This window comes from Variovorax sp. OV329, assembly GCF_900114785.1.
Classification (GTDB): Bacteria; Pseudomonadota; Gammaproteobacteria; order Burkholderiales; family Burkholderiaceae_C; genus Variovorax.
Genome location: NZ_FOUG01000002.1, coordinates 134390 through 157311 on the forward strand (window position 1 = coordinate 134390; position 22922 = coordinate 157311).

The following is a 22922-nucleotide window of genomic DNA, read 5'->3' on the forward strand; positions in this document are numbered from 1 at the left end:
CGGATCACGCGACCCCTCGGGCCGCGTTACTGGCCTGCCCTTCTCACTCAGGAGACCGTGTCGGGAACGCGGATGCGCGGGCCAGCCAATGCGCGCGCAACCGACGCCACTCGCCGTCCCTGGAAGTTCGCCACGGCCAGGTGCTCGGCGTCGGGCATCACCGTATCCCGCTGCGACACATGGGTCGCACCGTACGGCGTGCCGGCGCTGAACATTGCCGCGTCGGCGTAACCCAGCGGAACGATGATCAAGCCGAGGTGCGCCATGGGCCCATAGATGGACAGGAGCGTGGATTCGTTGCCGCCGTGCCTGGACGAGGTCGATCCGAACACCGAGCCCACCTTGCCATTGAGCTTTCCCTGGAACCAGAGGCCACCGAGCCCGTCGATGTAGGCCTTCAGCTCGGCCGAGATCGAGCCGAACCGGGTTGGCGTTCCGAAGACGATGGCATCTGCCCATTCGGCGTCAGCTTCGGTCGGGGCTTCGTACTTCGCGTTCATTTCGGTGGCCCGCTCCGACCAGCCGGGTGACTGGCGCATGACCTCGGGTCCGACGAATTCGCGGGCTCGGCGAAGCCGCACTTCGGCGCCCTCGGACAGGGCGCCTTCGGCGATGGCCTTTGCGAGGAGCTCGGTCGAGCTGTTGCGGGAGTAGAAGGCGATGAGGATCTTGGGTTTGGACATGGTTTTTTTCCTTGGGGTTCAGACAGCGATCGGTTCCAGGCGCCCGAGCAGTTCGTTCTTGCGCTCGCGCAGCCACGGCGGGAGCTGGAACTCCGAGCCGAAGTGCCCCGGCGCCTCGTCGATGGCAAAGCCGATGTCCGTGGTGGCTGCCTCGAACATCACACCGCCGGGCATCTTGAAGTACATCGATCGGAAGTAGTTGCGGTTGACCGACTCGGAGGTGTCGATGTGGCCCATCGACATGAGCTTGTCCTTGATGAGCATCTGCTGCTCGACGTTGTCGACCGCGAAGGCGACGTGATGGATCGTGCCTTCGCCGTAGATCGACGACCCTTGCAGCCGGTCGGGTTCGTGAATGAACTCGACGACCGTGCCGGGCGCGCCGTCCGCGGTTTCGAAGCGGTGATAGGGACCGGACTGGCCTGCGTACCGGAAGTCCAGCGCCTCCTGCATGAAGATGATCGATTCGGCAACCTCGCGAAGCGACAGCGTGATGCTGTGAACACCGCGGATCGCGAACTGCTCCGGGATATCGCTCGCGGAGCAGGGTGGACGCGCGTCCCGGTCGGATTCGACGAGATCGAACTCGATGCCGCAAGGATGCTGGAAGCGCTGCCGTCTTTCATCGAATCGCTCGACGACGTCCTTGTCGAAGGCAACGCCCTTCGCGCTGAAGCGCTCGCGCCAGAATTCGAGCGAATCCCTCGGCACCGAGTAGTTGATCACCTTGATCTGGCCGGAGCCGCGTCGTCCCTTCACACCCTTCTGCTTGAAGGGAAACGACGTCACGAGCGTGCCAGCGTCACCTCGCGCATTGCCGTAGTAGAGGTGGTAGACCGGTTCTTCTCCGTCGAGAAGAACCGTCTTCTTGACGAGTGTCTGCCCGAGCAGCTTGACATAGAAGTCCACATCCTCCTGTGCGCCGCTGACACACGCGGTCAGATGATGAAAGCCCTTGATGATTGACATGAAAGTCTCCTGTGAATGACTCGAATGGTTGATGGATGGCGACTCGATGAATCTCCCGGCGGGGAGCTTGTCGCTGCTATGCGTCGATGAACGAGGTGAAGTCGTCGACCGCCACCTTGTGCAGGGCCATCCGGTTCTCGGGGAGCCTGTTGTCGGCCCAGCCCAGCGACATGCCGGCAATCACCATCTCGTTTTCGGGGATGCCGACCTCGGCGCGCAGCACCGGGTATTGCAGCGACCAGATCTGTTGAGGGCAGGTGTCGAGTCCGCGGCCCCTGGCGGCGAGCATCACGTTCTGCAGGAAGCACCCGTAGCAGATGAAGCTCGCCCGCTCCAGGCATCGATCCATCGTGAAGATGATGCCCACAGGCGCATCGAAGAACAGGAACTGGCGCTCGACGTCGCGCATGCGTCCCGTCTTGTCGCTGCGATCCACGCCTTGCGCATCGCCGAGCTGGCCGCGAAAAGTGTTGAACCGCGTCGAATACGGATCGGGCAGGGGCTGCGGGAAGAACGGGTACTCGGGTTCCAGTTTCTCCGGGCCAGCGCGGAATGCAGCGACGGCAGCGGTCGTCACGCGCTTGCGCGCTTCACCTGTCACGACATAGCAGCGCCAGGGTTGTGTATTGCTCGAACTGGGCGCGTACCTCGCGACCTCGAGGATGTCCCTGACCATGTCGAGCGCGACAGGGCGGTCGAGGAAGCCGCGCTTGGTGCGCCGATCCCGGATCAGGTCGTCAATGAAAGGGTTCGCACTCAACTCCATACTTTCCATCCGTGGGTTCGCTGACATGGTGGTTTCCTCTGTGTGTGACGCATTGATGAATGCAGGGAAATCGTAGGGACGGGACTTGCGGCTGAGAAGGCGTCGGTGCGTGTACGCACGGTCCCGGATTGCCGAACGATCGACCTCGCTGCAGCTCGGCAGCGGGGCGTCAGGCGCCTCTTGCCTTGGACATGTGCGGGCATGCCGCAGGCGGATCGCCGATGAAGGTGCGTGCCGACCAGAGCTCCGGAAACGGGATCTCATTCAGCGTGGGCATGAGCCACGCAACGCCTTCGGTGCCGAAGTAGGCCGGCCTGGTGCCGAAGGTCCTGCGCGTCGCCATGAGGTGGCGATGCTTCCATTCGGTGAATCCCTCGGCGATGTCGGCGAGCGTCTCGCCCAACTGCTGGAGCTCTGCGTTCTTGTCCGGATCCGCGTAGATGTCTCGCCAGATCTGCTCGACCTCCTTGCTGGGGCTGTAGGGTGCGCTCAGGTCGCGATCGAGCAATGAGGTGGGCACAGGCCGGCCGATCCGGCTGAAGTATGCGAGCACGTCGTCGTAGAGACTCGGCTCGGAAAGCACCTTTTCGAGTTGTGCCAGCCGTTCGGGTTGCGGCGCGAAGTGCTCCAGGTGCTGGGACTGCTTGATGCCGAGCAGGTAGACCATCTGCCGATACGTCCACCCTTGGAGTGCCGTGTCCTTGCCATATTTCGCAACCGCGCGGGAAAGCATGGCGAACAGGTCGGTGGGGGTCATCCAGTCGATCGAGCGCCAGATGGCCTGGAGAGGCGCGTGATGTGCGACGACGCGGCGCAGCGTTCGATGCGCCTCGCGCAGGTTGTCGGCGCGCAGAAACGCCTGCGCGGTCTGGATCTCCTTGATGATGAGCATCCAGTAGAGCTCGGACACTTGCACGTGGGTGATCCACGCATGCTCTCCGGGGTGGTCGCTCACCGTGCGCTGCAGGGAGTGAAGTGCATCCGTCTGCATCCATGCGCTGTAGGGCGTCTGCCCTGCTTCGTGGCTTGACGATGCCTGGATGTCCAGGCTTGAAGGGTTGTTGCTCACTGTCGTCTCCTTGGGTTGCGTTTGCGGGGTGGGGTTCATGGTTCTGGTCGAGGCGATGGGACGCGCGCTATCGACTCCAACTGCTGCGCAAGCCGCAGGAGAGCGCCGTCCTGTCCCGACCGCGCCACGATCTGCAGCGATGCGGGCAGCGCGCAGCCAGCGTGCGTCAGGGGAATGGAGATGGCGGGGAATCCCGCCAGGTTGAAAGGCGCGGTGTAGGTCATCAGCGCCTCGCGCACGGTGCCGGACCAGCCGCCGATCGAGGCCGATTGCGCGTCCCGCAGCGGCGCAGTGCACGGGCAGGTCGGCAGCACGAGATAGTCGACCGTCGACATGACCCGGTGCAGCCTGGCTGCGAAGAGCCGACGCATCTCCTGTGCATCGGCATAGGCACGCAACTCCATCTTCTTTGCCCGCTGCAACCGGTCGACGGTCTCTGCACCATAGTGCGTGGCGATGCGGTCCCAGTCGTTTCGCCTGAAATGCTCGATGGCGCCCTCGGTCAGCACGATGCTCGCGAAGGCGTCGTAGAGCTTGTCGAAGAGACCGGATGCGGATGCATCGATCTCCACGCACTCGACTGCTTCGCCGATGCTTTCGACGGCGTTCTCGAAGGCAGAAGCGATCTCCGGGCTGGGGGGCACTGGTTCGATCTCACGTATGACGCCCAGACGTGCGGAAGCCGAGGCATGGCGCGTGGGAACTTCGATCTGCAGGGCCTTCGCAAGAAGGACCACGTCATCGACTGTTGCTCCGAGAAGGCCTGGATGATCGAGCGTCGGCGCCAATGGGAATATGCCGCGCGTGGAGAGTGTCCCGAACGTCGGCTTGAAGCCCACTACGCCGCACAGCGCAGCGGGGATGCGGACGGAGCCACCGGTGTCCGTCCCCAATCCGGCGGCAATCGAACCAAAGGCAATCGCCGCAGCCGCGCCGCCGCTGGAGCCTCCGGCAATGCGTTGCGTGTCCAGTGGGTTCAACGTGTCACCGAAGACGCTGCTGGCCGTGGTGACGCCCCACGCGAACTCATGCGTGCTTGTCTTGCCGATGGGGATCGCGCCTTGCTCCACGAGGGCTCTCACGATGTCGGCATCGGCGGTGGGGATATGGCCGAGGTAGGCTGCGGAGCCATACCGGGTCTCCAGATCCTTCGTGTCGATCAGGTCCTTGACGCCGATCGGCAGGCCCTCCAGCGGTCGCTGCGTGCCTTCGGCATAGCGCAGATCACTGGCCGCCGCGGCAGCCATTGCGCGATTCCCGTCGACGACAGAGAAGGCGTTGACAGCTCGCTTGCAGGCCTGCGCGGATTCCAGCGACTGCTCGATCAGTTCGACAGTGGTGATGCGACCCGCAGCGAGCGCATCGCGCGCGGCTCGAAGGGCCGGGGCGCGCGACGTCGCGGTGAATGACTGATGGACGGGGCTCATGGCGTGGGGTCTCGATGCCTGTTCTCTGGAGCAAAAAGATATGCCAACAAGCGCCCGTCGTGTGCTGCTCTCTGCGGGACACAGCGTCCAGCGATATGGACGACGGCATGTGGTGAGATCGTTCGGCGTCCTCGAACCGTGCGTGCAAGAAAAGCAGGCTTCACCGCGGATGTGGATGTGCCTAGAGTCAGGCGCCGAGACGTGTGTCTCGAACTTCCACTGGAATCTTTGCCAGGGCCTGATGGAGTACTGCAGTGAATGCAACCAAGAGCGATGCAAGCAAGAGCGATTCGACGTCGAGTAACGAGTCGTTGATGAAGATGGCGGCCGCCGCCCGCGCGGCCATGGTGGATCGGGCTCGCTCGACCATCGTTGGCGATGTCGAGAACCCGCGCTTCGAGCTGTTCCATGCTGCGAGCTCGCTGTGCTCGCAGAAGGTGCGGGCGGTGCTGCACGAGAAGCGATCACCCTATCGATCGAACGACATGCTCATCCTGAGTTCGATGGGCGCCGACGGGCTTGTGCCGGCCGAGCACTACAGCCCTGCCTATGTCCGTCTGCGGCTGGTCGCCGGCCGCGAGTTGGGTCGGGAGTTCGTCAAGGGCTACAGCGGGCGGACGTCGGTGGAAACCGAAGGCTTCGACCCTTGCGTCGTTCCGTTGCTCGTCGATCACCAGGCGGGCCGCGTGATCGCGGATTCGCTGCGGATCTGCGCCTATCTCGACTCGACGGTCCGCGAGACGATCCAGCTTGTGCCGGATGACCCCGAAGCGGTTGCCGAAGTGATGCGCCAGGTGGGGATCGTCGACCGGATTCCAAATACTGCGTTGCTCTATGGCTTCCATCCGGATGCCGATATGCGGCCGGAGGCGCTCAAGGCGGTGATGGAGACGGTGTACGAGTACAAGATCCAGGTGCTGGAGGGATTGATCGCTGCCAATGCCGGGGAGTCCGAACTCGTCGCCGCCTACCGCGCGAAGATCACCAAGGAAAGCGGCGGCCTGCCAAGGCGACGGGACGCGGAATTCCAGCGCGCCGCCCGCCACCATGCGCGCAAGCTGCTCGAGGATCTCGACCGTGACCTGGATGGGCAGTCGCCGTACTTGATGGGGAACGCCTTTTCTCTCGGCGACGTGGTCTGGGGCGTCAATCTCGTTCGCCTGGCCTATCTTGGCCTGGCCTCCTTGTGGGGCGGACTCCCGAACGTCACCCGGTATTTCGATGCGCTGGTCCGCCGGCCTTCGCTGTACAAGGAGGCGATCGAAGCCTCGGTCCGGAGCCTGCCGCACTCAAAGCCCATGGATGCGCTCATGCATTGACCGCAGAAAAGGCGGGCCTTGGGCTCCAGCATTGATCTCGCTGTCGTTCGGCGCCTGCGCTGCGCACCGAGCAGGGCTTTGCGCACCACTTCCCTGGTGGGAAAATGGCGGCGCCCGATCAATGTTGGAGTCAACAGATGCTTCGCCTCTATGACAGTCGGCTGTCCGGGAATTCGTGGAAGGTGCGAATCCTGCTGAGCCAGCTCGGGCTGCCGTATGAGCGTGTCACGCTCGATCTCGCCAAGGGACAGACGCAGGAACCTGCGTTTCGCGAGCTCAGCCGTTTTGCACGCGTTCCCGTCCTCCAACTCGAGAATGCCCAGACGATCGTGGAGTCCGGTGCGATCCTGCTCTACCTTGCGCAAGGCACGCCCTACCTACCGGACGATCCGCTCGTTCGGGCGCAAGTGATGAGCTGGCTTTTCTTCGAGCAGGCCGACTTGCAAAAGTCGATTGCGATACCACGCGTATGGCATTTGCGCGGCCTCGCCAGCGGCAGGGAGCAGGAGATACGGCGATTTCACGCCGAGGGTTACCCAGCCCTCGAGATGCTGGAACAATGGCTGGTTGGGCGAACCTGGCTGGTCGAAGAGCGCTACACCGTCGCGGACACTGCTGTTTTCGCGTACGTCTCGCTGGCTTCCCAAGGTGGCTACGACATGGAGCGCTTTCCTTCGATTCGCGAATGGATCGCGCGAGTCAAGGGCCAGGCCGGATGGGTCGAGCTGATCCCGGAAGCCGGTTGAGTCATGCCCGGTCGAGTCATGCCAACGCTCATGCAACGCGAGCCCGGGCTCAGGGCATTGGAAGGCCAGCGGCGTGGCGCGCGGGAGGGGGACAGCAGACCTGGCGGCCGATCATTCGCGGCCCGGCGCCGCCTCGGGATGGCGCTCGCGCCATTCGCGGTCGCCGTTGCGGGAGACCTCAGGCCCGAGAGACTTCGATACTGTAGAGCCCCCACGGGCACAGCGCGAAGCGCTCCTTGAGCGGCTTGTCCTTGAAGGCAGGCAGCGTGTCGGCTTCGTAGATCGCCCATTGAGGCCCCAGCCCGCCGAGCATGAGCGGCGCCCCGTCCATCTCGGTCGCAACGATCATGCGATACGCGCGAGCTTCGGCCATCTTCAGGGGCACCACGTAGCCGTCCACGGCGCGCAGGCCGAGCATCGCGTCGACCGTGACACCCACCGCTTCGAGCACGCTGGTCAGCAGGGGGCCAGAAAGCGAATGAACTTTGGCGTCGTATTCCAGCGTCGGCTTGATTCTGACCGCGGGTAGGCGCTGCAGTGCTTCGGCATCGAGGACGAACGCCTTGTCGAAGCTGACCTTGTGCTTGACCAGCAGCTGGTCCAGCGCCGGGTCGACGGCACCCCGATTGGACTTGCCCACCAGCCCGCTGACGGTCAGCAGACCCGGGCCCTTGTGCTGCTGGGCCGCGGATTGCGCGGGCAGGGAAGGCAGCACGCCGCCCAGGGCCGCTGCACCGAGGAAGTGGCGCTTGTTCATCGGCTCATTGTGGAGCGGCGGATTCGGCGGCGTCCACGGGCTTGCTGTAACGGGGGGTGTGCAAAAGAACGTGCGCACTCTGGCAGCGTCAGCGAGCTGGTGCGCGGGAATTCGTCCAGGCAGAGCTCGAGCGGCGTGGCAACCCGCGTCGCCGCGACCCCACGGGCCGGCGCGCTGCCGCGCGGCCCGCTAGCACGATACAGCGCCCAGGAACTGGCGCACGCGCTCGCCAGCCTGCGCGCCGAAGAAGGCGTCGCGCGGCAGGTCGGTCTGCACCACGCCCTGCTCCATGAAGATCACGCGGTCGGCCACCTCGCGTGCGAAGCGCACCTCGTGCGTGACCACCACCATGGTCATGCCCTCGCTGGCCAGCGCGCGCATCACCCGCAGCACCTCGTCGCGCAGTTCGGGGTCCAGCGCCGAGGTCGGCTCGTCGAAGAGGATGACCTTGGGGCCGGTCGCCAGCGCGCGGGCGATGGCCACGCGCTGCTTCTGCCCGCCCGACAGCTGGCCCGGCAGCGAACGGGCCTTGTCGGCCAGCCCCACCTTGGCCAGCAGCTCCATGCCCCGCTCGCTCGCGGCCGGGCGCTTCCAGCCCTGCACGGACACCAGCCCCTCGATCACGTTGTCCAGCGCGCTCATGTGCGCAAAGAGGTTGAAGGACTGGAACACCATGGAGGTCTGCAGCCGGATCTGCCGGATCTGCCGGCGCATCGCCGCATCGGGCAGCGCGCCGCGCGGCGGCGACAGCTCGACGCCGCACACCCGCACCTGCCCCTGGTCGGGCATCTCCAGGAAGTTGAGGCAGCGGATGAAGGTGGTCTTGCCCGAGCCCGAAGGGCCCATCACGATCAGCACCTGGCCCTGCGGCACCTCCAGGTCGACGCCGCGCAGCACGGCGTTGCCGCCGAATCGCTTGTGCAGGCCCTGCACGCGGATGACCGGTTCCACGGCCCCGCTCATGGCAGCTGCCTCGACAGGCGCGACTCCAGCCAGGTCTGGCCGATGGTCAGCACCTGGTTGATGAGCCAGTAGATCGCGCCCACCAGCACGAACATCTCCAGGTAGCGGAAGGTGGTCGCGCCGATCTGCTCGGCCACGCGGGTCAGCTCCACCACCGTCACGGTGGAGGCCAGCGAGGTGTCCTTCATGAGCCCGACCAGGCGGCTGCCCATCGGCGGCAGGGCGATGCGCACGGCCTGCGGCAGCACCACGCGGTGCATCGTCTTCCAGTAGCCCATGCCCATCGACCACGCGGCCTCCCACTGCCCCTTGTCCACGCCGGAGATGCCCGAGCGGAAGTTCTCGCTGAGGTAGGCCGCGGCGAACAGCGTGAGCGCGAGCAGCGCCGAGGGGATCGGCTCCAGCACGATGCCGTAGTTCGGCAGGCCGAAGTAGATCAGCAGCAGCTGGATGAGCAGCGGCGTGCCACGGAACACAGAAACATAGGCAAAGCCGAACCAGCGCAGCGGCCGGTACGGCGAGATGCGCGCCAGCGCGATGAGCAGGCCCAGGGCGCAGCCCAGGACGAAGGCGCTCAGGCCCAGGCCGATGGTCACCAGCACGGCCTTCTGCAGCAGCGGCAGCGCACGCAGGAACAGCTCGATCATGGCGCCGTCGCTCCGGCATCGGCCGCGCGCCCGTAGGCGGCCAGGGCGCGTTCCAGGTCGGGGATCAGCGCCTCGGCGCCCTCCAGGCCGATGGACAGGCGCACGATCGGCTGGTCGGTGCGCGCGAAGGGCCGCGCGGCCTGCAGCGCGGCCGGGTAGTAGGCGGCGAGGCTGTGCACGCCGCCCCAGCTGGCACCGATGGCGAAGCGCTCCAGCGCGTCGAAGAAGGCGCGATGGGCGGATTCGGGCGCCGGCCGCAGCACCATGGAGAACAGGCACCCGCTGGTCTTGTAGTCCCGCTTCCACAGCGCATGCCCGCGGTCTGCGGGCAACGGCGGGTACAGCATCTCCTGCACCGCGGACTGCCTCTGCAGCCAGCGGGCGATGGACAGCGCCGCCGCGGACTGGGCCTCCTGCCGCAGGCGCATCGTCTCCAGGCCGCGCATCACGAGGAAGCAGTCCTCGGGGCTCACGTAGTGGCCCAGCACGCTCTGCGTCTCGCGCAGGCGCTCGTGGCGTACTGCGTCGTTGGTGGCGATGCTGCCCATCAGCAGGTCCGAGTGGCCGCCCATGTACTTGGTCGCGGCCTCGATGCTCAGGTCGATGCCATGCGCCAGCGGCCTGAAGCCCAACGGCCCGGCCCAGGTGTTGTCCATCATCGTCGTCACGCCGTGGCGGCGCGCCGCGCGGGCGATGGCGGTGGAGTCGTGCATCTCCATGGTGATCGAGCCAGGCGCCTCCAGGTAGATCATCTGGGTCTGCGGCCGGAACAGGTCCTCGATCTCCTCGCCGATGGCCGGGTCGAAGTACTCCACCGCGACGCCGAAGCTGGCGAGCCATCCGTCCGCAAAGGCCTTCAGCGCGCCATAGCAGGCGGCCGAGACCAGCAGGTGGTCGCCGCGCCGCACGAAGGTCAGCAGCGAGGCCACCAGCGCGGCCTGCCCCGAGGGCAGGACGATGCAGTGCCGCCCGTCCTCCAGCGCGGCGATGCGGCGCTCCAGCTCGCGCGTGGTGGGCGTGCCGGTCACGCCGTAGCTGAAGCCGTCGGGTTGCCGCGTGCGCCGCGCCACGAAGTCGTCGAGCGAGTCGAACACGATGGTGGAGGCACGCCACACGGGCGGCGAGAGGCTGTCGAAGGCCTTGCTGGGTTCGGTGTCGGTCGTCATGCGCGAGCGCGGCAAATGCTGTTCGTTTAAAGTGCCGGATTCTTCGACGCGCACGGGCCTACGCTCAACCGCTCCATCGTCTAGGTCCATAAGAGAAGCTAATAGCAAACCATGGAAGTGCGCGAGATCCAGGCCTTCCGCGCGGTCATGCAGACAGGCACGACCAGCAAGGCGGCCGCCCTCCTGGACGTGTCCCAGCCCGCCATCAGCCAGGCCATCCGCAAGCTCGAGACCGGCTCGGGCCTGCGCCTGTTCGAGCGCCTGCGCGGGCGCCTGGTGCCCACGCAGGAGGCGGTCATGCTCATGGCGGACGTCGAGCGCTACTTCACCGGCTTCGAGCTCATCGAGCACCGCATCCGCAGCCTGCGCAATGTCGGCACGGGGCGGCTGGCGGTCGCTTCCTTTCCGGCGCTGGGCGGGGGCTTCATGCCGCGCGCGATCCAGGCCTTCGACCTGCCCGCGCGCCGCATCCGCATGTCCTTCCAGGTCATGAGCTCGCGCGAGGTGTACCAGCAGGTCCACAGCGGGCAGGTGGACTTCGGCCTCATGGCCGACGAGCTGCCCACCGCCGGCCTGGAGCACTCGACCTTCCTCGAAGTGCCCGGCGTGGTCGTGATGAACGCGCGGCATCCGCTGGCAGAGCGCCGCGTCGTGACGGCCGCCGACATGGCCGCGCATCCCTTCATCGCGCTCAACCCCGAGGACAGCGGGCAGCGTCGGCTCGAGCAGGCCCTGGCGCTGGAAGGGCACCGGCTCGAGCCGGTGATCGAGACGCCCTACTCGCATTCGGTGTGCGAGTTCGCCCTGCGCGGCCTGGGCATCGGCATGGCCCACCCCATCACCGCGCTGGACCACGTGCAGCGCGGCCTGGTGATGAAGCCGATGGCGGTGGAGGTGAAGGCGCGCACGCTGATGGTGTTCCGCTCCGGCGCGCCGCTGTCGGACAACGCCAAGGCCCTGCTCAAGGTCATGCGCATCCAGCTGGACGCGGAACTGCGCCAGCTGGGCAAGCAGCTGGCGCACCGCGCCTGAGCACCACGCCTCATAAGCGGCGCTTCTCGACCTAGTTCGCCGGCGCCTTGCGAAGGCGCCGCGGGCTCGCAAAATCGCTGGCGCTTGAACATCTTCCCAACGCTGAACCGCCGCCTCCTGCTGGGCGCCCTCTCCTCCTGCCTCCTCGCGCCCGCCTTCGCGCAGGCGCCGCAGGACCTGCTCGCCCATGCGCGCGCCAAGGGTTTCATCCGCATCGCCAACACGCAGTCGAGCCCGCCCTGGACCTACGTGGGCGCCGACAACCAGCCGGCCGGCTACGACGTGGAGGTAGCGCGAGAGGTGGCGCGGCGCATCGGCATTGCGCGCATCGAATTCATCGCCGACGCCGGCAAGAATTTCGTGGAAGGCCTCAAGGCCGGCAAGTACGAGCTGGTGATGAACGACATGACGCCCACACCCGAGCGCGAGAAGCAGGTGGACTTCAGCGCGCCTTACGGCGTCGAGGACTTCCGCATCTTCGTGCGCGTGCCCAGCGAGTTGAAGGACACGGCCGACCTGCGCGGCAAGCGGGTGGGCGTCACGACCGGTTCAAGCAACGAGAGCTGGGCCCGCGCCAACCTGCCCGGGTCCACCATCGTCAGCTACGACAACGGCGCGCTGGTCTTCAACGACCTGGCGATCGGGCGCATCGACGCCACCATCAGCTCCTACTTCGGGGGCACCAAGTACGCCAAGGACAAGAACCTGCCGATCAAGGAAGTGGGGCCGATCCTGAGCTACCAGCTCTCGGCCGCCGCCATGCCCAAGCAGCAACCGGCCCTGCGCGCCGCCGTGAGCGCCGCGGTGGAGGCGATGATCGCCGACGGAACCATCGACCGGCTCTCCGAGCGCTGGGTCGGCGTCAGCTACCGCATGTCCGAGGAGATCCGCCGCGCCCAGGCCCGCTAGCCGGCGTTCACAGTAGCCGTTGTCATCCGCGAGCGAACTGCTTCTTCGCCTCCTTCCACAGGCGGATGAACTCGGCAGGATCATCCGGCGCCGTCTCGTAGCGCGCCACGCCATCGGCGAAGACGAACCACGGCAGCGCACTGCGAACGAACTGATGGGCGATGGGGGTGAATATCCCGGCATGCTCCAGCGTGCCCGGCCGCAGGATCGCCAGCGCTGGGCGGTTCGTAGGCTCCGACCACAGGCGGATCTGGCAGGCGGGGCAAACCCTGTTCCTGCGTTCCCTTCCGTCCTTCGCGATGGACGAAACCAGTTCGGGCGCCCCCTGCAGCACTTCCAGCGATGCTCGCTCCACCCACATCGACAGGAGCAGGGCACCGCCCGAGCGGCGCTGGCAATCCGTGCAATGACAGGCATAGAGCGTGAGCGGTTCGGCGTTCAGCCGGAACCTGACCTGTCCGCACAGGCAGCTGCCGGGATAGGGCGGCGCCATCACGAGGATCCCTTGCGCACCGGGGGCTCGCATCACCCGTCGTTGGGCGAACGGAGGGCGATGTCGCCGCAGAAAAGACTCTGGTTGCCATCGGCCGGAGCGCTTCTCACGACGATCGCGTGCGGCGTCGCCCGAAGCTCGGACAGCCGGACCGCCGCCGTGTTCGAGACTGTGTAGGGCGGGCCCATCTGGCCCGCCGCAGCACCCGAGCGGGCGAGCACCACGGCGGTGAGCGAATGCGAGGGCCGCGCCGCCAAGGAAGCGCAAACCCCGTCGTAGATGTAGGTGTAGAGATGGATCGGCCGGCTGACCTGCGGTGGAACGCCGGAGGCCATGACCGTTGCGTCGGTCTGATCCCCGCGCCCCACCAGCGTCGCCCAGCCGGTCTCGCCGGCGTTCAGGCGACTGGCCGTCAGGCGCATGTTGACCAGCCTGTCTGCACGCGGGTCTTCGGAAGGGTTCGACGAAGGGGCACTGGCGCAACCCGCAAGCGCGGCGGTCAAGGCAATGGCCGACAGTGGAATTGCTCGCATAGGTCCTCCAGAACGAAGGGGAACATCGAAGCTGCAGATCGCCGGCGCATCTCAAGAACGGCTCATTGAATCACCTCGTCCACGCGCTGCGCCAGCGCCGGCGGGATCGTCAGCCCAAGCGCCCTCGCAGTCCTGGCGTTGACGGCCAGCTTGAACCTGGTGGGTTGCTGCACCGGCAGTGTGCCCGGATCCGCGCCTTGGAGGATCCTGTCGATGTATTCCGTGGCGAGGTCCAGGAGCTGCCGCAGGTCGGGGCCGTAGGTCATCAGGCCGCCGGCGACGGCGAATGCCCTGTGCAGGTAGACAGAGGGCAGCGCATGCAAGCGCGCGAGTTCGGCAAGCCGCCCGGCGTCCCGGGTGAACACCACATCGCCGAAGATGACGAGCCCCTGCGCGTGCGCTTGGCTCATCGACGCAAACGCCGCGTCGTACTGGAGAGGTCCCGACGCCTGTGCCACCTGCAGCTGCACGCCCGGGGGCAGCGACGCCTGCACCATACGCAGGTATTCGGCGTGCTCCGTCCGGGCTGGATTGGCAAGGACGGCGACGCGGTTCAGCGCAGGCACCGCATAGCGGAGCATCTCGAGCGATTTCGGGGCCATGTCGCGCGCAACGGCGGTGACCCCGGTGACGTTGCCGCCCGGCCGACCCAGGCTGGCCACGAATCCGCTCTTCACAGGGTCTTCGCCACTGAACGCCATGACGATCGGGACGGTTGTCGTGGCGTCGCGGGCCGCGCGAATGGCCGTCGCCGATCCCGCAACGACGAGATCGACCTTGAGTGCCACGAGCTCCGTGGCAAGCCCTGGCAGCCGGTCGGCCTTTCCATCGGCGAACCTGTCCTCGATGTCGATGTTCTGGCCGACCACATAGCCACGCCGGGCAAGCCCTTGCGCCATCACCTCCGCCAGGGTGGTGCCTTCGAACGCGGCGAGGCTGAGAACGCCGATCCTGTGCGCCCTGCGGGCCTGTTGAGCACGTACGGCAAGCGGCCTGGCGATCGTCCAGACGCCAAGCGCGAGGGAATGCGCCAGCACCGACCTGCGCAGCACTTCAGCTCCTCGGGGCCTGCGCCCGTGACAGACCCGGAGATGCTACGCCACTCCCCGTGCGCATTCAAACGGTCGCGGCACTTCGCGTTGCCCGAAGTATCTGGATGCGCGGGCTGCCGAGCGAATCCCCTAGCGCATCGCCTCCAGCAGCAGCCGGGCCGCCCGCAGGTCATCCGTGCCGAAGCCCTCGGAGAAGCTTTCGTACACCGGCCGCAGCAGGCCGCGTGCATCCTCGGTGCGGCCCGCCTTCACCCACACGCGCGCCAGGCTGGTGGCGCAGCGAAGCCGCCACGCGAGCGCCTCGTGGCGCCGGGAAACCTGCACGGCTTCCATCAGAAGGGGCTCGGCCCCCTGGCTCGTCTCCGGCCTTCGGTCCATGAGCTCCGCCTGCGCGCGCAGCAGCTCCGACAGGGAGCATTGGTCCTTGAAGCGCCGTGCGCGCTCGATGCCTGCGCCAGCCAGCGCGATGCCTTCGGCTTCGCGGCCTAGCCGCCCCAGCGCCTCGCAGACCGTCGAGACGAAGCCGGTGTAGTGCAGCACGTAGAGCGCCTCGCCGATTTCGTCGAATGCCGGACGCAGGTCGCGCTCGTAGGCCGATGCGTCGCCACCGCCCAATGCGAGCAGGCCACTCCACATGCGTCCGCGGGCCTTCCAGGTGGAGATGCCGTGGCGGCGCGTCGCCGCCAATGCGGCCTCGGCCGGCTCGCCCAGCGCAGACGTGCCGCCGGTCAGGAGGCTGATCGCGCACAGGCCTTCGGTGAGGGCATAGCACAGCGAAGGCGCATGGTCCAGGGCGCGCGCGCCTGCCACCGCCTCTTGCGCCGCCCGCGCGGCCTGGTCCGCGAAGCCCTGCAGCCACAGGGTGTGGGCCAGCGAGCTGAGCGCGATCGTCTTCTGCTCGTAGATGAAGCGGGCCCGGTGCGAGCGGTACACCGGCGCGTCGTATTCCTCGGCCACGCGCTGCAGCCCGCCGCGGGCCTCCCCCAGGCGCCCCATGCAGAGCATCGACATGCCGGTCATGCGGATGCCGATCAGGCGGTCGGCCTTGTGCGGCCGCGCATCGGACAAGGAAGAGAAGCGCTGGGCAAAGCCCAGGGCGGTGGCGTAGCTGCCGTTGAGGTAGCTCACGCTCCAAATCCCCCAGATCGCCCGCAGCTGGTACTCGCCATCGCCCAGTCCCTGCGCGTAGTCCAGCGCACGCCTGAAGGCAGCGCCGGTCTCCGAGCCCACGCCCTGGTAGAGCAGGGCCGCGCCCTTGGCGGCATACAGCTTCATGCGCGCCCGGCTGTCCGGCAACTCCTCATCGTCCAGATGGGCCAGCGCCTGGTTCACGCGCGCCAGGCATTCCTCGAGCAGGCCGAGCTGCGTCCACAGCGGGATGGCACCTGTGACCAGCGCGACACCCAGCGGTGCATCGCCTTCTTCCTGAGGCGAAAAGCTCCAGGCAATGGCTGCACGCAGCCCTTCGAGATGGACGGCATAGCGGGCGACCCACTCGGGCGTGGGCAAGCTCTCCCATTCGACCTCGGCGCGCTCGACGATGTCGCGCTGGTGCTGCGCGTGGCGCAGCGAATATTCCCGCAGCACGCCGCGCGACTGCATCTTCTCGCGCGCATAGACCTGGGTGGTTTCCAGCAGCCGGTACTTCGCCCGCGCTGCGCCGTCCACGTTGATGAGCGACTTCTCCACCAGTTGCGAAATGCAGTCGACCACGGTGGACGACGCGATCTCCGCGCAGGACGCCACGGCGCACGCCGACGCCATGGAGAAGGCGCCGGAGAAGACACCCAGCCTGGCCAGCACCTCGCGCTCTTGCACCGACAGCAGTTCGTAGCTCCAGTCCAGGGCGGCACGCAGGGTCTTCTGCCGCGGCAGCGCGGTGCGGGCGCCGCCGGTGAGCAGGCTGAAGCGGTCGTCGATGCGCTCGGCCACGCCCTCCAGGCCGAAGACCCGCACACGCGCCGCGGCCAGCTCGATGGCCAGGGGGATGCCGTCCAGCCGCCTGCAGATGCGCGCCTTGAGTGCTGCCGCCACGTCCCTGCCGGGTGCTCCGTCACCACTGGTCGATACGGCTCGCGCGTCGAAGAGTTGCATGGCGCCGAAGGCCAGCATCTGGTCGATGTCGCTGAGCTCCTCGCCCGGCACGTCGAGCGATGCGACCCGGTAGACGTACTCGCCGTCCACCTTGAGGGCCTCGCGGCTGGTGGCGATGACGCTGGCGAAGGCGCCGGCACGCAGCAGCTTCTCGGTGATCCGGGCCGCGGCGTCGATCAGGTGTTCGCAGTTGTCCAGCACCAGGAGGATGCGCCGCTGGCTGATCGCCGAAGCGATGCGGTCCAGCGAAGGCGTGCCTGCGCCCGGCGGAAAGCCCAGCGCTTCGGCGACCGTGGCGGGCAGGAACTCGGCCGAAGCGACCGGCCCCAGCTCGGCGATGGACACGCCATCCGGAAAATCCGCGGCCAGGCTGCGCGCCGCCTCGATGGCCAGCCGCGTCTTGCCGACGCCGCCTGCGCCCACCAGGGTGATGAGGCGGTTGCTGGCGGCAAGCTCGACGATCTCCGCCAGCGTGGCATCGCGGCCGACCAGCGGCGTCATCGCCGCCGGCAGCTGGGGCACGGCCAGCGCGAGCGGCGCCTCCTGCGCCGGGGCGCCGGCCTGCGTCGACGCGGGCGCATCGGCCAGCTCGGCGACGAACTGGTAGCCGCGGCCGGCGACGGTACGGATCACCGTGCGGTCATCACCCAGCGCGCGGCGCAGCGCCGAGATCTGGGCCTCCAGCGTGTTCTCCTCGACGATGCGGCCCGGCCAGGCCTTGAGGATGAGTTCGTCCTTGGTGACCACCGCGCCGCGCCCGTCGACCAGCGTGAGCAGGATGTCGAAGGCCCGGCCCCCCAGGCTCACCGGAAGGCCATGCCGCAGCAGCTCGCGCCGCGGGATGGACACCTGGCAGTTGCCAAACGCGAAAGAGGGCACGGGGGAAGCAGCGGCGAGTTTCATCCTGAAAGAGACCTGCGCAACCGGGGAGGTCGGAGTGTAAGTGCCGACCTGCCCGAGGCCGAATGCGCCCAGGCGCCGCGAGGTCTTCAGTAGTTTTCAGCTTTTGCAAGCGCCGCTCCGGGACGGCCAGCTCTTGCGTCCGTACCGTTGCGCCATGGCTTCCTCCACTTCTGCAACGGATCGCGCGCAACCATGAGCCACCTCGCCGCCAGGGACGGAACGCGGATCTTCTACAAGGACTGGGGCACCGGCCGGCCGGTCGTCTTCTGCCACGGCTGGCCGCTGGACGCGGATGCGTGGGATGCGCAGATGCTCTTCCTGCTGCACAACGGCTACCGGGTGATCGCACACGACCGCCGCGGGCACGGACGCTCCGACCAGCCCGCGGCCGGCCACGACATGGACAGCTTCGCGGACGACCTCGCGGTCCTCGTCGACACCCTGGACCTGCGCTCCGCCGCCCTGGTGGGCCACTCGACCGGCGGGGGCGAGATCGCCCGCTACGTCGGGCGCCACGGCACGGGGCGGATCGACCGGATCGTGCTGATTGCCGCGGTACCACCGCTGATGCTGAAGACGGCCGACAACCCCCAGGGCTCGCCGGCCGAGGTGTTCGACGGCATGCGGGCCGGCCTGGCGGGCGGCCGCGCGCAGTTCTTCCTGGATCTGGCCCGGCCTTTCCACGGCGGCCGGCCCGGCGTGGAGCCTTCGAAAGCAGCGGCCGACCGGCTCTGCCTGCTCGGCCTGCGCGGCGGCATCCCGGCCCAGTACGGCGGCATCCGGGCCTTCTCGGAAACGGACTTCCGCGAGGACCTGCGCAGGTTCAACGTTCCCACCCTCTTCATCCATGGCGATGAGGACCGGATCGTGCCCCTGGCCGCTTCCGCCGCAGTCGCGGCCAGGTGCGTGCGCAATTCAACGCTCAAGGTGTACGCGGGCGGCTCGCACGGAATTTGCACGACGCATTCGGACCGGGTCAACGCCGACCTGCTGTCCTTTCTCGAAGACTGAAACCGAAAGGAGATCACCATGTTCGGATTGACAGCCCTGGGCACCCTGCACACCGCGATCAGCCTCGTCGCGCTGGCAGCGGGCGTGCTCGCACTCGCAAGGCACCTGGAGATATCGCCCGGCACCTCACTGGGGCGCATCTACGTGTGGGCCACGGTGCTGACCTGCCTCACCGGCTTCGGCATCTTCCAGCACGGCGGCTTCGGCAAGCCCCATGCGCTGGGCGTCCTCACGCTGCTGGTGCTGGGCGTGGCGGCGCTGGCGACCCGGCGGCGAGTGTTCGGCAAGGCCTCGCCTTACGTGGCGACAGTCAGCTACAGCGCCACGCTGTTCTTCCACATGATCCCGGGCCTGACCGAGACCTTCACGCGCCTACCGCTCGGTGCGCCGCTGTTCACCCGCCCCGAGGACCCGGCGCTGCAGAAGGCCGTCGGGGCCTGCTTCGTCGTGTTCGTCGTGGGCGCTGCTCTGCAGGTTCGGCGCCTGTGGGGGCAGCGTGCGCAGGGCGCCATGGCGCTCGGCCGCCAGGGAGCACGGCCGTGAACCGGCTCGGGCATGCTCTTGCAACCGCCCTGCTGCTGCTCGGCGTCGCCGGTGCGGTGCAGGCGGCCGATGCGGGTCCGGTCCGCGTCAAGGTGGAGCCCTTCATCACGCTTCCCGAGGATGTGCGCCACCCGGAAGGGCTGGCGACCAACCCGGCAAACGGCGAGATCTTCGTCGCCACCTTCGATGCCCGCATGCCCGAGTCGGCGCGCAACAACCAGGTGATGCGCTACACGTCCGACGGGCGCCTGCTCGCTCGCAGGAGCTTCGGGCCCACGCCACTGACCGGCATCGAGTATGCCGACGGCAAGCTCTACATCCTGAACTTCGGCGCCTCGAAGCTGCAGCGCATCGATGCGGCTTTCAACGCCTCCACCCGGGTGGAGGACCTGATCGAATTCAAGGCATTGACGCCGCCTGCGCCCACTGCGAGATCGGTCCAGAACCCCGATGGCAGCAAGGACCTCGTCACCTTCGGTTCCAGCGGCTTCGCGGCACCCAACGGCATGGTCTTCGACAAGGCACGCAATCTCTACGTCTCCGACTCGTTCCAGGGCGCGGTCTACCGCATCGAGCGGGCGACGAGTTGCGCGCCGTGCACGCTGCAGGTGCTGTCGCGCGATTCGCTGCTCGCCACCGCGGGCGCCCTGCCCTTCGGCGCCAACGGCCTGGCCTTCAATGCCGACGAGAGCGTGCTCTACCTCAACAACGCCGGCGACGGCCGGCTGCTGCGACTGACGCCCTCCACCGGCGCGGTCGAGATCGTCGCCGAGAGCGTGTTCGGCGCAGACGGCCTGCTGTTCCACAAGGGCCTGCTTTGGATCGCGTCCAACCAGGCGGACGTGGTCCTGGGCGTGAACGAGAAGGGCCGCACCGTGGTTCGTGCCGGCGAGTTCGAAGGCATCGGCAGCGACGGCGCCCCGCGTGGCCTGCTGTTCCCGGCAACGACGGCGGTGGTGGGCGACTGGATGGTCGTCACGAACCTGGCCCTGCCGCTGACCGCCGCCGAGGGCGACGAGTGGGAGGAACAGGTGAGCCGCTGGAACCTGGTGCGCTTCAGGATCCCGGACATCAATCGGTAACCACGCTGCGCCCGGAATCAAGTTTCAATCCCCCACTTCATTCGGTCGCCGATTCCGCGCCGGCGTCCGCCCAGGCTTTTGCGCGGCAACCCATTTTTCCGGACAGACACCATGAGCACCATCACCACCAAGGACGGCACCGAGATCTTCTACAAGGACTGGGGCAAGGGCCAGCCCATCGTCTTTTCCCACGGCTGGCCGCTGTCGGCCGACGACTGGGACAACCAGATGCTGTTCTTCCTGGCACAGGGCTTTCGAGTGATCGCGCACGACCGCCGCGGACACGGACGCTCCTCGCAGACCTGGACCGGCAACGAGATGGACACCTACGCCGACGACCTGGCCGCGCTCACCGCCGCGCTGGACCTGAAGGACGCGATCCACGTGGGGCACTCCACCGGCGGCGGCGAAGTGGCGCGCTACCTGGGGCGCCACGGCACGAAGCGCGTCGCCAAGGCCGTGCTGATCGGCGCGGTGCCGCCGCTGATGCTCAAGACGGCGGCCAACCCGGGCGGCCTGCCCATCGACGTGTTCGACGGCATCCGCGCGGGCGTGGCCGGCAACCGGGCGGAGTTCTACCGCGACATCACGCTGCCCTTCTACGGCTACAACCGCCCGGGCGCGAAGATCTCCGAGGGCATCCGCCAGCACTGGTGGCTGCAGGGCATGATGGGCGGCATCAAGGCCCACTACGACTGCGTCAAGGCCTTCTCGGAGACGGACTTCACCGAAGACCTGAAGAAGATCGACGTGCCCACCCTGGTGATGCACGGCGACGACGACCAGATCGTGCCCATCGACGCGTCGGCGCGCATGTCGGCCGAGCTGGTGAAGGGTGCGCAGCTCAAGGTCTATGCCGGCCTGCCGCATGGCATGTGCGCGACGCACCCGGACGTGATCAACGCGGACCTGCTCGCGTTCATCAAGGGCTGAAGTCCACGCACGCCCGACAGCCATCATGAACGCCCTCCAGCTTCCGGTGGCCGGGGCCACCGCCACCGCGCCCACGCTGCACATGGACATCGGCGGGCAGCGGATCGCCTATCGCGTCATCGGCAGCGGGGCCGGCGTGCCCCTGCTGCTGCTCAACCGCTTCCGCGGAACGATGGACCACTGGGATCCGGCGCTGATCGATCGCATCGCGGCCAGGCGCAAGGTCATCCTGTTCGACCAGCCCGGCTTCGCGCGATCGGGCGGCACGCCGGCCGATTCGCTCCAGGCCTTCGCCGCCATGGCCGCGCGGGTGGTGGGCGCACTCGATCACCCGCAGGTCGACGTGCTGGGCTTCTCGATGGGTGGCACGGTGGCCCTGCAATTCGTGCTCGACCATCCGCACCTCGCACGCCGGCTGGTGGTTGCGGGTTCAGGCCCGGGCTTCGTCGCGGACGCGCCGCCGTCGAGCCGGCCGGCGGATGCCTCGATATGGCAGGTCGCGACCAAGCCCGTGAACGACGACCAGGACTTCCTGTTCCTGTTTTTCGAGCCGAGCGCGACGAGCCGCGCTGCGGGCGAGGCCTATCTCTCGCGGCTGAATGCGCGCGAGGATGCATTCGCCAGGCAGGTGGAACCGGCGGCCTGGCAGAACCAGCTCAAGGCGGCCATGGCGGTGGGAACGGAAGGCACCTCGCTGCTGCCGCGGCTGGGCCAGGTGCAGCATCCGGTGCTGGTGGCCAACGGGCGCCACGACATCATGGTTCCGACCTATGCGTCCTACGCCATGGCGCAGGCGCTGCCGAATGCGAGGCTGCTCGTGTACCCGGACTCGGGCCACGGCTTCCTGTTCCAGTATCCGGAGGATTTCGCGGACGAGGTAGTGCGCTTCCTCGGATGAATCAGGCCTGCGGCCGCGTTCGCCTGGCTAGCGCCAGACGATCTGCTCGTCGTCGCACTTCCAGGCGCTCTTGCCATAGCCGCCTGGATGATGGCCCGGGTCCACCGAACTGACGTCCACGGGCTTGCAGTGGTGGGCGCTGCTATAGGCAGGCCAGTTGCCCTCGCCCGAGAACACGAGCGCGATGAGGCCCAGCATCACGACGATCAGCACGATCCCGATGTTGCCCCAGAGGTGATTCGAGTCGGACCACTGCTGGGTCCCGGTCAAGATGGTCATCGCATTGTTTCAGTTGCGGCGCGATCATCCTCGCCAGGGAGAGCGTGTAAAGAAAACCGGCCGATTGGGCCGCGGTTTCGTGACAAATTTCCGCGTCGCGGGACGCACCCGTCGCCGGTGGCATCGCGGGCAAGGCAACCCATCCCATGACGGACGATGACAGCGCCCTGGCGCGCTGTCATGGATCGTCATGAATGGCCCGTTTCCCGCAATGGTTGGCTCACACCTGGGGAAGACAGTGGAGGCGCCTCTTCAACACCACTGTCTTTTTCAAAGGAGCCTTCCGTGACCCAGCTGACCACCCCCGCCCGCAACGCCCTGCGCGCCACCCTCGCCGCCATCCTGGTGGCCGGCGCTGCCCTCTCGGCCAACGCCCAGCCCATGGGCAGCGGCCACGTCGAGGAAGCGCTGACCGTGATGCACCAGCGCTTCGAGAGCGCCGACAGCAACCATGACGGCCGCATCTCCCGCGAGGACGCCCGTGACCGCATGCCCTTCGTGTACCGCAACTTCGACGCCATCGACACGGCGCACAAGGGCTACGTGACCATGGCGCAGATCGAGGCCTATGCCGCGCGCCAGGGCATGTCGCGCCGCGGCGGGATGCGCTGAGCCGCCGCGCCACACCATCGGATCGAGCAGGAATGC

Annotated in this window: 24 protein-coding genes; 10 read left to right on the plus strand and 14 right to left on the minus strand. The window is 67.3% G+C overall.

The genetic code is table 11. The annotated features are described in order from the left end of the window. Nucleotides 1-47 precede the first annotated feature (47 nt). From wrbA to BM345_RS03395, 5 genes are all read right to left on the minus strand, one after another. A complete protein-coding gene (gene wrbA, locus BM345_RS03375) occupies nt 48-683 on the minus strand; it encodes an NAD(P)H:quinone oxidoreductase (protein WP_093375556.1) in 636 nt (211 codons plus the stop codon). An 18-nt stretch (nt 684-701) separates the two neighbouring features. Next, complete coding sequence (locus tag BM345_RS03380; protein WP_093375558.1) at nt 702-1652, minus strand: ring-cleaving dioxygenase; 951 nt, start codon at nt 1650-1652, stop codon at nt 702-704. 76 nt (nt 1653-1728) lie between these two features. Next, nucleotides 1729-2445 (minus strand): nitroreductase, encoded by a 717-nt coding sequence (locus tag BM345_RS03385; RefSeq protein ID WP_254789496.1) that lies wholly within the window; start codon nt 2443-2445, stop codon nt 1729-1731. Between the two features lie 142 nt (nt 2446-2587). Beyond that, nucleotides 2588-3487 (minus strand): tryptophan 2,3-dioxygenase, encoded by a 900-nt coding sequence (locus BM345_RS03390; protein WP_093375563.1) that lies wholly within the window; start codon nt 3485-3487, stop codon nt 2588-2590. Nucleotides 3488-3522: 35 nt separating this feature from the next. Then, complete coding sequence (locus tag BM345_RS03395; protein WP_093375566.1) at nt 3523-4914, minus strand: amidase; 1392 nt, start codon at nt 4912-4914, stop codon at nt 3523-3525. Between the two features lie 254 nt (nt 4915-5168). On the opposite strand from BM345_RS03395, the gene BM345_RS03400 reads away from it, so the two are divergent. Continuing rightward, nucleotides 5169-6233 (plus strand): glutathione S-transferase family protein, encoded by a 1065-nt coding sequence (locus BM345_RS03400; RefSeq protein WP_368086471.1) that lies wholly within the window; start codon nt 5169-5171, stop codon nt 6231-6233. A 137-nt stretch (nt 6234-6370) separates the two neighbouring features. Continuing rightward, nucleotides 6371-6979, plus strand: coding sequence for a glutathione S-transferase family protein (locus tag BM345_RS03405; protein ID WP_093375570.1), 609 nt, complete (start codon nt 6371-6373; stop codon nt 6977-6979). Between the two features lie 178 nt (nt 6980-7157). On the opposite strand, the gene BM345_RS03410 is transcribed toward BM345_RS03405, so the two are convergent. The 4 genes from BM345_RS03410 to metC all read right to left on the minus strand — a co-directional run bounded on the left by BM345_RS03410 (nt 7158) and on the right by metC (nt 10512). Further along, a complete protein-coding gene (locus BM345_RS03410; RefSeq protein ID WP_093375572.1) occupies nt 7158-7736 on the minus strand; it encodes a putative pterin-binding protein in 579 nt (192 codons plus the stop codon). A 189-nt stretch (nt 7737-7925) separates the two neighbouring features. Then, on the minus strand, nt 7926-8699 hold the full coding sequence (locus BM345_RS03415; RefSeq protein ID WP_093375575.1) for an amino acid ABC transporter ATP-binding protein: 774 nt from the start codon (nt 8697-8699) through the stop codon (nt 7926-7928). Next, complete coding sequence (locus tag BM345_RS03420; RefSeq protein WP_093375577.1) at nt 8696-9346, minus strand: amino acid ABC transporter permease; 651 nt, start codon at nt 9344-9346, stop codon at nt 8696-8698. The genes BM345_RS03415 and BM345_RS03420 overlap by 4 nt, the downstream gene beginning before the upstream one ends. After that, complete coding sequence (gene metC / locus BM345_RS03425; RefSeq protein WP_093376217.1) at nt 9343-10512, minus strand: cystathionine beta-lyase; 1170 nt, start codon at nt 10510-10512, stop codon at nt 9343-9345. The genes BM345_RS03420 and metC overlap by 4 nt, the downstream gene beginning before the upstream one ends. 111 nt (nt 10513-10623) lie before the next feature. Between metC and BM345_RS03430 the strand changes: the two genes are divergently transcribed. Then, nucleotides 10624-11544, plus strand: coding sequence for a LysR substrate-binding domain-containing protein (locus tag BM345_RS03430; protein WP_093375579.1), 921 nt, complete (start codon nt 10624-10626; stop codon nt 11542-11544). Nucleotides 11545-11628: 84 nt separating this feature from the next. Further along, on the plus strand, nt 11629-12453 hold the full coding sequence (locus BM345_RS03435; protein ID WP_093375581.1) for a transporter substrate-binding domain-containing protein: 825 nt from the start codon (nt 11629-11631) through the stop codon (nt 12451-12453). A gap of 22 nt (nt 12454-12475) precedes the next feature. Here BM345_RS03435 and BM345_RS03440 read toward each other — a convergent pair whose 3' ends face one another. From BM345_RS03440 to BM345_RS03455, 4 genes are all read right to left on the minus strand, one after another. Then, nucleotides 12476-12946 (minus strand): GFA family protein, encoded by a 471-nt coding sequence (locus BM345_RS03440; protein WP_093376219.1) that lies wholly within the window; start codon nt 12944-12946, stop codon nt 12476-12478. 32 nt (nt 12947-12978) lie between these two features. Further along, a complete protein-coding gene (locus BM345_RS03445) occupies nt 12979-13479 on the minus strand; it encodes a hypothetical protein (RefSeq protein ID WP_139237460.1) in 501 nt (166 codons plus the stop codon). Between the two features lie 62 nt (nt 13480-13541). After that, entirely contained in the window at nt 13542-14531 is a 990-nt protein-coding gene (locus tag BM345_RS03450) for an ABC transporter substrate-binding protein (protein ID WP_093375585.1), read from the minus strand. Nucleotides 14532-14660: 129 nt separating this feature from the next. Beyond that, nucleotides 14661-17504 carry an ATP-binding protein gene (locus BM345_RS03455; RefSeq protein ID WP_175544893.1) on the minus strand — a complete coding sequence of 948 codons (2844 nt, stop codon included), beginning with the start codon at nt 17502-17504 and terminating at the stop codon, nt 14661-14663. A 216-nt stretch (nt 17505-17720) separates the two neighbouring features. Here BM345_RS03455 and BM345_RS03460 point away from each other — a divergent pair, with 216 nt between their 5' ends. The 5 genes from BM345_RS03460 (at nt 17721) to BM345_RS03480 (ending at nt 21995) form a co-directional block, all read left to right on the plus strand. Continuing rightward, nucleotides 17721-18539 carry an alpha/beta fold hydrolase gene (locus BM345_RS03460; protein ID WP_093376221.1) on the plus strand — a complete coding sequence of 273 codons (819 nt, stop codon included), beginning with the start codon at nt 17721-17723 and terminating at the stop codon, nt 18537-18539. An 18-nt stretch (nt 18540-18557) separates the two neighbouring features. Then, complete coding sequence (locus BM345_RS03465) at nt 18558-19082, plus strand: hypothetical protein (protein ID WP_093375589.1); 525 nt, start codon at nt 18558-18560, stop codon at nt 19080-19082. After that, on the plus strand, nt 19079-20164 hold the full coding sequence (locus BM345_RS03470; RefSeq protein ID WP_093375591.1) for an SMP-30/gluconolactonase/LRE family protein: 1086 nt from the start codon (nt 19079-19081) through the stop codon (nt 20162-20164). Before BM345_RS03465 ends, BM345_RS03470 begins: the two co-directional genes overlap by 4 nt. 111 nt (nt 20165-20275) lie before the next feature. After that, nucleotides 20276-21097, plus strand: coding sequence for an alpha/beta fold hydrolase (locus BM345_RS03475; RefSeq protein WP_093375593.1), 822 nt, complete (start codon nt 20276-20278; stop codon nt 21095-21097). 25 nt (nt 21098-21122) lie between these two features. Then, nucleotides 21123-21995 (plus strand): alpha/beta fold hydrolase, encoded by an 873-nt coding sequence (locus BM345_RS03480; RefSeq protein WP_217653958.1) that lies wholly within the window; start codon nt 21123-21125, stop codon nt 21993-21995. A gap of 27 nt (nt 21996-22022) precedes the next feature. On the opposite strand, the gene BM345_RS03485 is transcribed toward BM345_RS03480, so the two are convergent. Further along, nucleotides 22023-22274 (minus strand): hypothetical protein, encoded by a 252-nt coding sequence (locus tag BM345_RS03485; protein ID WP_093375595.1) that lies wholly within the window; start codon nt 22272-22274, stop codon nt 22023-22025. A 285-nt stretch (nt 22275-22559) separates the two neighbouring features. On the opposite strand from BM345_RS03485, the gene BM345_RS03490 reads away from it, so the two are divergent. Further along, nucleotides 22560-22886 (plus strand): EF-hand domain-containing protein, encoded by a 327-nt coding sequence (locus BM345_RS03490; RefSeq protein WP_093375597.1) that lies wholly within the window; start codon nt 22560-22562, stop codon nt 22884-22886. Nucleotides 22887-22922: the final 36 nt, after the last annotated feature.